We start from the raw sequence: 12173 nt of genomic DNA, 5'->3' as shown, positions 1-12173 counted from the left end.
AGCCATCTATGAAAAAGCTATTCAGCACCTTTACACTACTACTAATTGCAGCCACGCTTACCTCAGCAGGCGTGCACAAATACTACGTGTCCGTATTCCAGATCGAATATGCTGCAAAGAAAAAGGAGTTGCAGATAACAGGCCGCATTTTTATAGACGACTTCGAAAAAACGCTGGACACCAAATACGGCAAACAGTTTTACCTGGGCACACCCAAAGAACTGCCCGAAACTACAGCGACCATCAAACAATACTTGGCCGATAAAATGAGCCTGAAGATAAACGGCAAAGCTGCTGTTATTACCTTTCTTGCTAAAGAAATAGAAGACGACCAGCTGGTGTGCTACCTTACCGTACCCGCCCCTAAAAAGATCGAAACAATAGAAGTACGCAACACCCTGCTGTTTGAAATGTTCCGTACACAACAAAACATGATAAATGCCAAAGTAGGCACAGACCGAAAAAGCCTGTTGCTTACTTACGATACGCCTTCGGGCACCATAACTTTTTGATTATGAAAAACGTTATTTACAGCCTATCGCTGCTTACTGCCCTTGCTGCCACTGCGCAAGACAAACCCGCTACCCCACGTGAGCCGGGCCATACCGATAACAATAAGTTCAGCCAGATGTACGACCTTTTGGCTACACCCAATATGTTCCGTACCGCATCGGGAGCACCGGGGCCTGCCTATTACCAACAGCAGGCAGATTATAAAATGGACATAGAGCTGGATGATAAAAACACCAAGCTTTATGGTACCGAGACCATCACTTATACCAATAATTCGCCCGACCCGTTGGAATACCTTTGGGTACAGCTGGACCAGAACCAGCACGCGGCAGATAGCCCCTCTAAGCTCATTGACCGCCAAAAGGTAAACCCTGCTTACAAGGCAAATGGGTTTGCCCGCGAGTTTATGGAGCAGGAGTTTGACGGTGGCTTTAAACTCGACTATGTTAAAGATGCCAATGGTAAGCCGATGCAGTACACCGTGAACCAAACCATGATGCGCATTGACCTGCCAACCCCGCTTAAGCATGGCGAAAAACTTTCATTCAGCATTAAGTGGTGGTATAACATTAACAACTACCAGGTGGTAGGTGGCCGCAGCGGTTACGAGCACTTTGATAAAGACGGTAACAACCTGTATGTTATAGCACAGTTTTACCCGCGTATGGCGGTGTATAATGATGTAGAGGGCTGGCAGAATATGCAGTTTTGGGGTTCGGGAGAATTTGCCTTGCCTTTTGGCAATTTTGACGTAAACATTACCACCCCGGCAGACCACGTTTTAGACGGTACCGGCGAACTGCAAAACCGCAAAGACCTGTTTACTGCAGATCAGATAAAACGCTACGAGCTTGCTACCAAAACTTTTGATAAGCCCGTAGTTATTGTTACCCAAGAGGAAGCTACAGCTACCGAAAAAGGCTTTAGCGACAAAAAGAAGACCTGGAAGTTTAAGGCCGTTAACGTGCGCGACTTTGGCTTTTCGTCGTCACGCAAGTTTATATATGATGGTATGGCGGTACAGCTTGGCGGCAAAACCGTTATGGCGCTTTCGCTATACCCTAAAGAGGCTAACCCTATGTGGGGCGACAACAGTACCCGTATAGTAGCACATACCTTAAAAAGTTACAGCAAGTACACCTTTGATTATCCTTACCCTAAGGCTATATCGGTTTCTGCGGCAGATCAGGGCATGGAGTACCCTATGATATGCTGGAACTACGGCCGCCCGGATGAGAACGGCTATGTAAGCGACCAGATAAAGTACGGCAATGCCAGTGTTATCATCCATGAGGTGGGGCACAACTTTTTTCCTATGATCGTTAACTCTGATGAGCGCCAGTGGAGCTGGATGGATGAGGGGCTTAACACCTTTATGGAGTATTTAGCCGAACAGGAATATGAGGTAAATTACCCCTCGCGCCGTGGCCCTGCCGATAAGATTGTTCCGTATATGAGTGGTGACCAGAAATTTCTGGAACCTATAATGACCAACAGCGAAAGCATTCACCAGTTTGGTAATAATGCCTACGCCAAGCCTGCTGCGGGGCTTAATATACTGCGCGAGGTAATTATGGGTCACGACCTTTTTGACCATGCTTTTAAAACATACGCCAACCGTTGGAAATTTAAGCACCCTACACCCGAAGATTTTTTCCGTACCATGGAAGATGCCTCAGCAGTAGACCTCGACTGGTTTTGGAGGGGATGGTTTTACAGCACCGATTATGTAGACATTGCCATAGCCGATGTAAAACAATATTACGTTACAGAGCAGCAGCCTAAAGACGTGAAGGATGTGAGCATACAAAAAGGCCGCTTCGGGCAGGAGAAAGGCCCGTTTCTTTACATGGTAGCAGATGGCCCTGACTTTAACAAAGACCTTAAAAAGCCATTAAAATCTACCGATGTAAAATTGCTTCAGGAATACCTTGATGAGAAATTTACCCCGGAAGAAAAAGCAAAGTTAAAGCAGCCAAAATACTTTTATGAAGTAACTTTTGATAAACCGGGAGGTATGCTAATGCCAATACTTGCAGAGCTTACCTTTGAAGATGGCAGTACAGAGCTGCACACCTTCCCTGTGCAAATATGGCGCAAAAACCACCAGTCGGTTAGCCGTGTATTTGCTACAGATAAAGTGGTTAAAAAAATAACGATTGACCCTAAATTAAAAACTGCCGATATTGATGTAACTAACAATGTATGGCCGCGTGCTGCTGTCAGCAATAAATTTGACCAGCTCGAACAAAAGAAATAACTACGTTTTTACCAAAATACACAAAACCCTGTTGCCATTTTATTAAATCAGGCAACAGGGTTTTGTTTTTCATATGATACTAAGCGATTTATCGCTACTTTTGAAAAAAACCTAATATGAAAAAAACATTACTTTCGGCCTTATTACTGGCAGCCGTAGGCGCATCTGCACAAACGGTAAACTCATTTTACACGGTTAGCACCGGCGTTACAGACTATTACCTTGCAGAATCTGACCCTGCAATAAATGAAACGCCTACAGGCGCAGATGCCTCATGGACTTTTCCCGGCCTTAGCAATTATGGTAACTCCCATACATCTGTTCTTGCTGCAACAACAGAACAGTCAACAGCATACCCGGGAACAACATCTGTGGTAGAAACCACAGGCGATTTTGCCACCACACAGTTTTTCCTTGCCAATGCTGTAAACGGGCAGGTAGGTGTTACGGCAGCTACCGCATCAGGAATGCTGTTAAATTACAGCACCAATAACCTTAACCTGGGTACGTTCCCTAAATCTTTTGGAGCAACTGCAACAGATGATACCGTTGCGGGTACTTTTTCCGGTAACCTAAACGATACAGCCATAACAGGTACTTTTTCCGGCGATGCTACAACATCTGTAGATGCTTATGGCATTATAACCTACTTTTCGGCAGGTATGCCAATTGTAATATCAGTAACACGCCTTAAAATAGAGCAGGACCTTAACCTGTACTTAGCGGGTATACCTATACCATTGGCTACGCTACATCAGGTAATGTATAGCTACTATAACGAAGGTCTTACTACCGGCCCTGTATTCAGGACACTTACAGCAACAGTAAACAGCGCAACATTGGGCGTAAATGAAACGCAGCAGTCTATAGAAAGCTATTATGACTTGACATTGTCGTCAGAAAACTTTACTGCCTTAAAAATCAGCATAGCGCCAAACCCTGTTAATAATGTACTACACTTTACCGGCAATACAGATATTACTGATGTTATCATTACTGATGCCGCCGGCAGAAATGTGCTTAGTGCTAAAGGAAACGATATTAACATAGCCCACTTAAACTGCGGTGTGTACTTTGTTTCGGCGCAAACAGCTTCAGGAACGCTAACCCAAAAGGTGGTAAAACAGTAATCTTTTTTACCCGAAAATAATTTAAGCCCATCCTTTAATACGGATGGGCTTCTTATTTTAAACTCCAACACGCTTAAAAAAACATTAAAACAACATCCTAATCTGCCATTAACACGTATTTATAATTAACTTTGTGTATTAAATTTTTTGATTATGTTTGGAATAGGAGGCGGCGAAATGTTTTTAATTGTCCTTGTGGCGCTAATGCTTTTTGGGAGCGATAAAATTCCTGAAATTGCACGCACACTGGGCAAAGGTATGCAGCAGCTTAAAAATGCCACTAACGATATTAAAAGCGAGATTCATAAAAGTGCCGATATAGACGGTATTAAAAAATCGTTTACCGAGATAGGCAATTCTGACACCACCAATGAAATAAAGAATGAGATCGACAAGGTAAAAGAAGATATCGAAGATATGTCCGGCCCTATAAAACGTATTAAATAATATGCTTGAAAAACTAAGCGCACTAGACCGCGAACTTTTTGTATGGCTTAACGGCTTTGGATCTGAAACCTGGGATCCTGTATGGGGCATAATTACAAAACAAATAAGCTGGATACCTGTTTTTGCATTGGTGCTTTACCTTGCTTTTAAACGCCTTGGCTATAAACATGCCCTAATGGTAGTAGGGTTAATAGCTTTGCTTGTATTATTTACAGACCAAACTACAAACCTTATTAAAAATACAGTGCAACGCTTACGCCCCGGTAATAACCCTGAAATTGCAGGCATTATAAGGGCGGTTCAAAAAAGGCATTCGTTCAGTTTTATATCAGGTCATGCCAGCAACTCTATGGCAGTGGCATTTTTTACGTATCGAGTATTGCATCCTTACCTTAAGCATATTGGCTTTTTCTTTTTATGGCCGCTGATATTTGCATACAGCCGCATTTACCTTGGGCTGCACTACCCCGGCGACATATTGTGCGGTTACCTTTACGGGCTGTTTACCGGCTGGCTTATCCTAAAGCTTTATGTGTACTTAAGGGATCGTTACTTCCCTCAGCATGAAAATTTAGACAACCCTACTAACAGTGAGCCCGTCTCTAATAGGTAGTAAAACGGTTTCTGTACGTACGTCTTCCTTTACCATTTTATTGTATTCTAATAAAATACGGGTGCTTTTATCGTTTGGCTTTAAGGGCTCGAGCACTTTTCCGCTCCACAATACGTTGTCAGAAAGTATAATACCGCCTTTGTTCATCATGGGTACTACCACATTCCAGTAATTAGGATAATTAGGCTTATCGGCATCTATAAACACAAGGTCAAACTTCTTATCCAGCGTAGGGATAATATCCAGCGCATTTCCTAAATGCTGCGTTATCTGCCCTGCCCACTGGCTTTTATCAAAATATTTTTTTTGCAGGCTAAACAGTTCCTCATTATTATCAAGCGTATCAATGCTCCCTCCTGCCTGTAATCCTTCGGCAAGGCATAGCGTAGCATAACCGGTAAAGGTACCTATCTCTAAAATATGCTTTGGGTTGGCAAGCTTGCTTATCATGCTCAGCACACGCCCCTGAAAATGCCCGCTTATCATGCGCGGCTGCAATGTTTTTTGGTAGGTTTCGCGGTCAAGTTCCTGTAGTAATTCAGGTTCATCGGCACTATGGCGTGCTGCGTAGTCTTCAAATTCTTCAAAAAGGGTGTGCATCGTAAAAATATTTTTGCAAAGGTAATAAAGAACGGGGTTATCAATCTTATCCAACACAATCCTTTATTTAACAATATCACAATAAGCTTTACTTATTTATAACAAAAAAAACTACTTTTACCGCCATAAAAAGTAACCCATGAAGTATAAAATTACGCTTATAACTTTATTTTCTGCCTTTAGCCTGCTTGCGCAGGTAAGCAATGAGGGCAAACCATTAAGCTGGAAATTAAATGGTGCAGAAAAACCGGCTGCCATTGAAATGCCGGCTTTTGACCTGAAAACCCTTCAGGCTGAAGATGCCATAAACGACATAGGAAAAAACAAGCCGTGGCGTTTTGGTAAAGAATTTTTAGTAGACTACAACCTTGCCAATGCCGGTAGCTGGACAGATTTACCTAATGGCGACAGAATATGGCGTATACGCTTTACATCGGCGGGAGCCAAAACCATGAACTTCTTATTCAGCGATTTCTATATGCCGCAGGGCGCTAATGTGTACCTGTATAACAATGCGCATACTGACTTGCTGGGTGCTTATGATGATAAACAAAACAACCCTGAACATGTACTGGGTACATGGCTGGTAAAAGGCCAGGACATCTGGATAGAATATTATGAGCCTAAAGCCGTTGCCGGACAAGGGAAACTTGAAATATTCAAAGTAGTACACGGATACCGCACCCAGGATGAAGGCTTTACAAAATCTCCGGATGACGGCCTTAATACATCAGGCGCCTGTAACTATGATGTAGATTGTTATATGGACGATATCGATGGCCTTAAAGACATTAATAAAAAAGCCGTTGCGCTTATTATAACAGATAATTCAGGTTTTTGTACCGGAAGCCTTGTAAACAACACGGCTAATGACGGCACACCATACTTTTTAACGGCTAACCACTGCTACAGCAACCCATCGCAATGGGCATTCCGTTTTAACTGGATTAGCCCTAACCCGGTATGTGCCGGTACAGAAAACAGCACCAGCAATACCCCAAACTTTTACCAGACTACAAGTGGTGCAACATTAAAGGCACGTAAGGCTGACAGCGATTTTTGTTTACTGCAAATAACTGCAAACATACCATCTGCCTGGGATCTTATATATGCAGGCTGGGACAGGACACCGGAAGCACCGGAGTCAGTTTTTGGTATACACCACCCTGCGGGCGATATTATGAAAGCGTGTCGCGATTTTGGCCCGCTTGCTACAGAAGATTACTTTTGGAGAATCGAAGACTGGGACCTTGGCGTTACCGAAGGTGGGTCATCGGGCTCGCCCCTATACGACAATAACGGCCGCCTGCGCGGCCAGCTGTACGGAGGAAACTCTGCTTGTGATGGTACCAGTGACAATGGCGAATTTGATGCTTACGGGCGTTTCGACAAATCGTGGGATAACGGCACTACCGCAGCAACAAGATTAAGCGACTGGCTGGATCCTGCCAATACAGGCGCGCTTACGTTAGATTACTACCCACCGGCACAGTTATATGCCGTTGATGCAAAAGTTACTATTACAGATTTGCGCCTTGAAGTATGTGAAGGTTATTTTGCGCCTCAAATACGACTTACCAATAAGGGCACAAACAATCTTACCATTGCAGAAATTCATTACACAGTAAATGGCAATACCCCGGGAAATGTGATTTACTGGAATGGTAACCTTGCCACAGGGCAAAGCGAAATTGTGAACCTTACCAGCGTAGGTACAGAAGTAGGCAACAACGACTTTACAGTAACAATTGTTAACCCTAACGGGGTTGCAGATGAACATACCGCAGACAACACAGCCTCGCAAGCATTTGTTGCATTAGAATATGAAGTAACCAATGTTAACTTTACCCTTACTACAGATGGTTATGGCAATGAAACAAGTTGGGAACTTACCGATGGTACAGGCACAGTATTATACAATGGAGAAGGTTATACCGGTTTTGAAACCGTTACAGAAACCTTTAACCTTACTAACGAAGGCTGCTACACTTTTACCATATATGATGAAGAAAATGATGGTATATGCTGTTCATACGGTAACGGAAGTTACAGGCTTACTACCGCAAATGGCACTGAAATAGCCCGCGGAGGCAGCTTTGGGTCTTCAGATGCGGTTACCTTTACGCTAAAGAATGCTTTAGCTACAGCAGGACACGAATTGCAAAACGCAATAAGCGTTTACCCTAACCCATCAGCAGGTATTTTTAAGATAAACAATACATCTGGCATGGCACCCGCTTACAGCATTTACAATGCGCTTGGGCAGGAAGTAGGCCACGGAAGCATAAACGGCACAAACGCCTCTATTAACCTTAGCGGTAATGCTACAGGCATTTATCTTTTAAAGATTGCAGACACCAACGGTAAAACTGCTGTATTTAAATTGCTTAAGCAGTAAGTAGCCTTATAGCTGTTACACAGAGAATTTCCGTGTTATCGACCATAGGAAGTACATAACATTTATTAGAATTTTCGCCACGAATTTCTCCAATTACACAAGTCTGTGAAATTAGCGTAATTCGTGGCTTATTTTTTTATAATCCGTTTGCATGGGCGAAAGCAACACGGTATTATAATGTTTGCTAAATACTTACTACCTTTGCGCCATGCAAACGGAGAAAAGAGATATTAGGGCGCTTACAAAAGACCAGTTACGCGATTTTTTTGTAGCAAATGGAGACAAGGCTTTCCGTGGCAACCAGGTATATGAGTGGTTGTGGCAAAAGCGTGCGCATAAATTTGAAGACATGACTAGTATCGGCAAAACTACCCGCCAGATGCTGGAGGATAATTTTGTAATTAACCACATTCATGTAGATGAGATGCAGCAAAGTACCGATGGTACTGTAAAAAATGCGGTACGCCTGCACGATGGCCTGGTGGTAGAAAGCGTGCTTATACCTACCGAAACCCGCACAACAGCCTGTGTATCGAGCCAGGTGGGTTGCAGCCTTGACTGTAACTTTTGTGCCACTGCACGCCTTAAGCGCATGCGCAACCTTAACCCCGACGAAATTTATGACCAGGTAGCTGCCATAGATGCAGAAAGCCGCCTGTACCATAACCGCCCGCTGAGTAATATTGTATTTATGGGCATGGGCGAACCGCTTATGAACTATAATAATGTATTAAAGGCGATAGAAAAAATTACCTCTCCGGAAGGGCTTGGCATGAGCGCCAAGCGTATTACGGTTTCTACATCAGGGTTACCAAAGATGATAAAGAAACTGGCCGATGACGAGGTGAAATTTAAGCTTGCAGTATCACTGCACTCTGCTATTGATGAAGTGCGCAGCAAGATCATGCCGTTTAGCGAAAACTTTCCGCTGAAAGACCTGCGCGAATCTTTAGAGTACTGGTATAGCAAAACTAAAAGCCGCGTTACTTATGAGTACGTGGTATGGAAAGGCATTAACGACCGTAAGGTAGATATTGATGCTTTTGTAAAATTTTGCAAATATGTGCCCTGCAAAGTAAACCTTATCGAATATAACCCTATTGATGACGGCGAGTTTCAGCAGGCTGACGCCGAAACAATAGATGCCTACATTCGCGCCTTAGAGCGTAATGATATTGTGGCAAAAGTGCGCCGCAGCCGTGGTAAGGATATTGATGCCGCCTGCGGGCAGCTGGCAAATAAGAATGAATCTGCTCAATAGTTTGTTGTTCATGGTTTAGAGTTTGTAGTTCTGTAAACAACCTGAACAACAAACTCTAAACCCTAAACATTTTTTAGTCGCAAATCTTCGATTTGCATTACATTACCCCTTTTTGCTTTTCGCTAAAACGGTCGGCTTGCAACTCCAGCATTTCGATGGCTTTCTTTTTCTTGTAGTCATAAAGTCCGCGATCGTTGCGTATCTCGGCATATACATCATCATAAATACCGGCATCGGTGCTTTGCAGCAGTTCTCGCTGGTGGGTATTTTGTGCCAGGTTAGTGCGTACCGCAGCCTCATTATCCTCAAGCTTAAAATCATACTCCCCTTTTGGCGAAAGCAGCTTGGCAATAATAGGCGATGTTTCTATGGCTAAGAAAAGCAGCATAATAAACAGCGATGGTAAAAACGGCAGCTTGTTCAGCGCATTTATGCGGGCCATAAGTCCGTCAAAACCTTCAATAACCGGTTGTGTATCGGCTACCTTTTTATCAAGGTCAGTTTGCAGGGTTTTACCTGCTTTTTCATTTTCAGCTATTTTGGCTTCGTTACGTTTCTTAAGGCTATCGAGCTCTTTAAGGGCAGCATCGTGCTTATCGCGCTTTTCTTTATAAATAGGGCCTTTACCCATTTTCTTAGTACCGGCAGAACCTTCGGCTTCGGTAATATAGGAGTTATAAAGCGACTTAACCTCTTTATCCTTTTTGTTTATCTCACTACGCAGGCTATCGGTTTGGGCTTTATTTTTGTCAAGATCTGTTTTAAAGAAAGTAGCTACCTGCTTTTTATTGGCAATGGCCATTTCATTCTTTTCCTTAAGCAGTTGGGCATTAATTTCTTTCTCGAATATCTTTATTTCAAGCGGCTTAGAAATTACAATGGCAATAATAACTGCCAGTATAATGCGCGGTGTAGCCTGCAAAAGCTCTGAACTAAACCTATCGCGCTTGCGGATGGTTGATACTATAAAACGGTCGAGGTTAAAAATAAGCAAGCCCCAAACCAACCCGAAAAAGGTGGCTGTATATACATTGTCAAACACGGTATACAGCGCATAGGAAGATGCTATCCAGGCGAGCAATGCAGTAAAGAAAACGGTGGCGCCTATACCGGCATACTTGTTTTGTTCTCCGTTAGAACAGGAGTAGATAAGCTGCTTATCGGCCCCGGAGCAGGTGATAAAAAATTGTTTCAACATGATTCACTTCGTTTTTGATGATGATAATTATTAATGCCTGATGAGGGCACGATTGATTACTGCAAAGATAACGTGTTTTTTAGTACGATTGTTGTAACCGGCTGATATGTTTTGGCTTAAAAAAAAATCCGCCCCTTAACAGGAGCGGATCTTTTTTATTTCTTTTTGTTACTCAGGATAATCTGACAATTAACTAATATCCGATATTAAGATCTTTAGCAATAGTTTCTGCCGGAATAGAAAAACCAAGGCCTTCTACACCTAAGCCATAAACCTTAGCATTTACAACCCCCAGGAAAGTACCACTTTTATTAACAAGCGCACCGCCGCTGTTACCACCGTTTACACTTGCATCTGTTTGTATCATGTTATTTTTTTCAAAAGTACGGAAACCTGATATTATACCTTTAGTCAATGACTGGCCAAGTTCTACAGATTTTGGAGTTCCGATAGCAAATATGTCTTCACCTATTTTATAATTTTTATCTGCCGGAAGCGTAAACGCATATTTACTGGTAGCCTCTATTTTTATAAGAGCCAGGTCTGAATACTCGTTTTGGCGTATTATTTTAGCCGGATACTCTTTACCATCTTTAGTAATTACAGTAATTTTATCTGAAGCAGCCACCACATGGAAATTAGTAACTATGTAACCGTCTGTAGATACAAAACAACCACTACCATGCCCCTCTTTAACCTTAATTGTAACTGTTGCATCCATAGCATCTTCTATAGAGGTTACCAGAGCCGGTTTAACAAGCTTAAGTGACTCAAATTTTACCTCTTTTGCTTCCTGCTGCTTAATAAATTTCTGTACCTCGTTAGAGTCCATAAACGCATAGAATGAAGAAGATATGGCATCTTCCATACTCGATTTCATTGCAAAGTCACGTCCTTTAAAATCAATAGCAAACTCTCCAGACTCTGATTTAAATGTATGCTTGTATTTAGACTGGCCATAAACATCATACATTTCCCATTCAATTTCAAGTTTTGAGATTAGAAACTGCATAAGATTCTTAGCAGAAACCGAGTAAACATTATCAATCTGAAGTTTTTTAACTTTCGCGCTTATATTAAGCGAGTTTGTATTACTCTTAAAAATAGTGTTAGTTGTATCGCTGTAATTATTTTTTTTAAGAACCTCAGAAACTGCTTCGCTAAATATAGAGTTGTCAAACTTAATATCTTCTTCAGAATTTGTCTTTTTCTTATATTTATCGTTTTTCTTCTTTTGGTTTTTGTGCTTAATAGCCGTAAATTTAATATCCTCTTTTTTTACATCAAATGCTGTATTTTTAAGGTATACATATTTTTCGTTCTCTGCTCTTTTATGAATTTCCATCATATCCTTACCACCGCTTACTTCTTTAGGGTAGTTAAATGATTTAGGTCCATAATCAAGAAACGGAGGATAAAAAAGTATCCCAAAAGGTACCCACGACAAGATGTGAAGTGCAGATTTCCTATTCTGGTAATGAATAACGTAGGCTGGCTTATAGCCTTCTCTTTCTATCTTTATCTGCTTAACGCTTACATCACGCTTCATTTTTGTAATAACCGTTTTACCAGTACCCTGTAATTCGTCATTAACATATACTTTTGAATCGGCAGATGGTGTATGTACCTTAACCTTTTGATACTTACCATTTAAAATTGATGCACAGCTGGTAAATAAAACCGAGATGGTTAACATTAGCACCAGCTTCTTAGTAAAGTTCTTCATTGATTGGTTTATTATTGTTAAAACGCA

At 42.0% G+C, this 12173-nt stretch carries 10 protein-coding genes; 7 read left to right on the top strand and 3 right to left on the bottom strand.

Going from position 1 to position 12173, the window contains the following annotated elements; genetic code table 11:
* The first annotated feature begins 8 nt into the window (after positions 1–8).
* The 5 genes from DYH63_RS20465 (at position 9) to DYH63_RS20445 (ending at position 4963) form a co-directional block, all read left to right on the top strand.
* Positions 9–512, top strand: coding sequence for a DUF6702 family protein (locus DYH63_RS20465; RefSeq protein ID WP_116790565.1), 504 nt, complete (start codon positions 9–11; stop codon positions 510–512).
* 2 nt (positions 513–514) lie between these two features.
* Positions 515–2773 carry a M1 family metallopeptidase gene (locus DYH63_RS20460; RefSeq protein ID WP_116790564.1) on the top strand — a complete coding sequence of 753 codons (2259 nt, stop codon included), beginning with the start codon at positions 515–517 and terminating at the stop codon, positions 2771–2773.
* A gap of 116 nt (positions 2774–2889) precedes the next feature.
* The gene (locus tag DYH63_RS20455; RefSeq protein WP_116790563.1) at positions 2890–3903 is read left to right on the top strand and encodes a T9SS type A sorting domain-containing protein; all 1014 of its coding nucleotides are present in this window, start codon (positions 2890–2892) and stop codon (positions 3901–3903) included.
* Between the two features lie 153 nt (positions 3904–4056).
* Positions 4057–4350 (top strand): Sec-independent protein translocase subunit TatA/TatB, encoded by a 294-nt coding sequence (locus tag DYH63_RS20450; protein WP_116790562.1) that lies wholly within the window; start codon positions 4057–4059, stop codon positions 4348–4350.
* Between the two features lies 1 nt (position 4351).
* Positions 4352–4963 carry a phosphatase PAP2 family protein gene (locus tag DYH63_RS20445; protein WP_116790561.1) on the top strand — a complete coding sequence of 204 codons (612 nt, stop codon included), beginning with the start codon at positions 4352–4354 and terminating at the stop codon, positions 4961–4963.
* Here the strand turns inward: DYH63_RS20445 and DYH63_RS20440 are convergent.
* Entirely contained in the window at positions 4922–5563 is a 642-nt protein-coding gene (locus DYH63_RS20440) for an O-methyltransferase (RefSeq protein ID WP_116790560.1), read from the bottom strand. The two genes, DYH63_RS20445 and DYH63_RS20440, sit on opposite strands and share 42 nt — an antisense overlap.
* 139 nt (positions 5564–5702) lie before the next feature.
* Here DYH63_RS20440 and DYH63_RS20435 point away from each other — a divergent pair, with 139 nt between their 5' ends.
* Both DYH63_RS20435 and rlmN read left to right on the top strand, forming a co-directional pair.
* Positions 5703–7961 carry a T9SS type A sorting domain-containing protein gene (locus DYH63_RS20435; RefSeq protein ID WP_116790559.1) on the top strand — a complete coding sequence of 753 codons (2259 nt, stop codon included), beginning with the start codon at positions 5703–5705 and terminating at the stop codon, positions 7959–7961.
* A gap of 208 nt (positions 7962–8169) precedes the next feature.
* Positions 8170–9222, top strand: coding sequence for a dual-specificity RNA methyltransferase RlmN (rlmN, locus tag DYH63_RS20430; protein ID WP_116790558.1), 1053 nt, complete (start codon positions 8170–8172; stop codon positions 9220–9222).
* 97 nt (positions 9223–9319) lie between these two features.
* Here the strand turns inward: rlmN and DYH63_RS20425 are convergent, their stop codons facing one another.
* Together DYH63_RS20425 and DYH63_RS20420 are read right to left on the bottom strand one after the other, a co-directional pair.
* Entirely contained in the window at positions 9320–10420 is a 1101-nt protein-coding gene (locus tag DYH63_RS20425; protein WP_116790557.1) for a DUF4407 domain-containing protein, read from the bottom strand.
* Positions 10421–10613: 193 nt separating this feature from the next.
* Positions 10614–12146 carry a S1C family serine protease gene (locus DYH63_RS20420; RefSeq protein ID WP_116790556.1) on the bottom strand — a complete coding sequence of 511 codons (1533 nt, stop codon included), beginning with the start codon at positions 12144–12146 and terminating at the stop codon, positions 10614–10616.
* Between the last annotated feature and the right edge of the window lie 27 nt (positions 12147–12173).

This window comes from Flavobacterium psychrotrophum, from assembly GCF_003403075.1.
GTDB classification, from domain to species: Bacteria; Bacteroidota; Bacteroidia; order Flavobacteriales; family Flavobacteriaceae; genus Flavobacterium; species Flavobacterium psychrotrophum.
The sequence above is the reverse complement of the archived record's forward strand: the minus strand, read 5'-3'. Positions and strand labels throughout refer to the sequence as shown.

Coding starts and splice junctions, on each gene's coding strand:
- DYH63_RS20425 (WP_116790557.1), bottom strand. CDS start 10,420: ATGTTGAAACAATTTTTTATCACCTGCTCCGGGGCCGATAAGCAGCTT.
- DYH63_RS20465 (WP_116790565.1), top strand. CDS start 9: ATGAAAAAGCTATTCAGCACCTTTACACTACTACTAATTGCAGCCACG.
- DYH63_RS20440 (WP_116790560.1), bottom strand. CDS start 5,563: ATGCACACCCTTTTTGAAGAATTTGAAGACTACGCAGCACGCCATAGT.
- DYH63_RS20435 (WP_116790559.1), top strand. CDS start 5,703: ATGAAGTATAAAATTACGCTTATAACTTTATTTTCTGCCTTTAGCCTG.
- DYH63_RS20420 (WP_116790556.1), bottom strand. CDS start 12,146: ATGAAGAACTTTACTAAGAAGCTGGTGCTAATGTTAACCATCTCGGTT.
- DYH63_RS20460 (WP_116790564.1), top strand. CDS start 515: ATGAAAAACGTTATTTACAGCCTATCGCTGCTTACTGCCCTTGCTGCC.
- rlmN (WP_116790558.1), top strand. CDS start 8,170: ATGCAAACGGAGAAAAGAGATATTAGGGCGCTTACAAAAGACCAGTTA.
- DYH63_RS20455 (WP_116790563.1), top strand. CDS start 2,890: ATGAAAAAAACATTACTTTCGGCCTTATTACTGGCAGCCGTAGGCGCA.
- DYH63_RS20445 (WP_116790561.1), top strand. CDS start 4,352: ATGCTTGAAAAACTAAGCGCACTAGACCGCGAACTTTTTGTATGGCTT.
- DYH63_RS20450 (WP_116790562.1), top strand. CDS start 4,057: ATGTTTGGAATAGGAGGCGGCGAAATGTTTTTAATTGTCCTTGTGGCG.